Below are 1,937 nucleotides of genomic sequence, written 5' to 3'. Positions count from 1 at the left end.
GCGTCGATGAGCGCTTCAACCAGTGCGAGTGAATCCGCAAGTACGTCAGCGTCACAGAGTGCCTCAACAAGTGCGAGTGAGTCAGCAAGTACGTCAGCATCGATGAGTGCCTCAACCAGCGCGAGTGAATCAGCCAGCACCTCAGCGTCGATGAGCGCTTCAACCAGTGCGAGTGAGTCAGCAAGTACTTCGGCTTCCATGAGTGCCTCAACTAGCGCATCAGAATCAGCAAGTACGTCAGCATCGATGAGTGCCTCAACCAGTGCGAGTGAGTCAGCAAGTACATCTGCCTCACAGAGTGCCTCAACAAGTGCGAGCGAGTCAGCAAGTACAAGTGCTTCCATGAGTGCCTCAACAAGTGCCAGCGAATCCGCAAGTACATCTGCCTCAATGAGCGCATCAACCAGTGCGAGTGAGTCCGCAAGTACCAGTGCATCAATGAGTGCGTCAACAAGTGCTTCAGAATCAGCAAGTACATCTGCGTCACAAAGTGCGTCAACCAGTGCCAGTGAGTCCGCCAGCACGTCAGCTTCCATGAGTGCCTCAACAAGTGCGAGTGAATCAGCAAGTACGTCAGCGTCACAGAGTGCCTCAACGAGTGCGAGTGAATCAGCAAGTACTTCGGCTTCCATGAGCGCTTCAACAAGTGCTTCAGAATCCGCAAGTACATCTGCGTCAATGAGTGCGTCAACAAGTGCTTCAGAATCCGCAAGTACGTCAGCATCGATGAGCGCATCAACAAGTGCGAGCGAGTCCGCAAGTACAAGTGCATCGATGAGCGCATCAACAAGTGCTTCAGAATCCGCAAGTACATCTGCCTCAATGAGTGCCTCAACAAGTGCATCAGAGTCAGCAAGTACTTCGGCTTCCATGAGCGCTTCAACAAGTGCTTCAGAATCCGCAAGTACATCTGCTTCAATGAGTGCGTCAACAAGTGCGAGTGAATCCGCAAGTACTTCAGCATCTATGAGCGCTTCAACCAGCGCAAGTGAATCGGCAAGTACGTCAGCGTCACAAAGTGCTTCAACTAGCGCCAGTGAGTCAGCCAGCACGTCAGCGTCACAGAGTGCTTCAACCAGCGCTAGTGAGTCAGCAAGTACTTCAGCGTCACAGAGCGCCTCAACAAGTGCGAGTGAATCCGCAAGTACATCAGCGTCGATGAGCGCATCAACAAGTGCCAGTGAGTCAGCAAGTGCAAGCGCCTCAATGAGTGCATCAACAAGTGCTTCAGAGTCCGCAAGCACCAGTGCATCGATGAGCGCATCAACAAGTGCATCTGAATCAGCCAGCACTTCAGCATCGCAAAGTGCATCAACGAGCGCATCAGAATCAGCAAGTACGTCGGCTTCCATGAGCGCTTCAACAAGTGCTTCAGAATCGGCAAGTACATCAGCGTCGATGAGTGCATCGACAAGTGCGTCAGAATCAGCAAGTACGTCTGCCTCAATGAGTGCCTCAACCAGCGCCAGTGAGTCCGCAAGTACGTCAGCATCCATGAGTGCATCGACAAGTGCGAGCGAGTCAGCAAGTACCAGTGCGTCAATGAGTGCATCGACAAGTGCTTCAGAATCGGCAAGTACGTCGGCTTCCATGAGCGCCTCAACAAGTGCAAGCGAATCCGCAAGTACATCGGCATCAATGAGTGCATCAACAAGTGCGAGCGAATCGGCAAGTACATCTGCGTCACAAAGCGCCTCAACAAGTGCCAGTGAGTCAGCAAGTACCAGTGCATCGCAAAGTGCATCGACAAGTGCATCAGAGTCCGCAAGTACTTCAGCATCGATGAGTGCATCAACGAGCGCCTCAGAGTCCGCAAGTACGTCAGCGTCCATGAGTGCGTCAACCAGCGCTAGCGAATCCGCAAGTACGTCTGCCTCAATGAGCGCTTCAACAAGTGCTAGCGAGTCCGCAAGTACGTCCGCGTCGATGAGTGCGTC

At 52.9% G+C, this 1,937-nt stretch carries 1 protein-coding gene; it reads left to right on the top strand.

Features of this window, described 5'->3' with window-relative positions; genetic code table 11:
* Positions 1-1,937: hypothetical protein (locus HMPREF2877_RS11170; RefSeq protein WP_256262919.1), on the top strand; the 1,937-nt coding region annotated here is incomplete at both ends.

This window comes from Streptococcus sp. HMSC072D03 (assembly GCF_001812855.1).
Classification (GTDB): domain Bacteria; phylum Bacillota; class Bacilli; order Lactobacillales; family Streptococcaceae; genus Streptococcus; species Streptococcus salivarius_D.
Note: the sequence above shows the minus strand (reverse complement) of the source record. Positions and strands in the feature narration are given on the sequence as shown.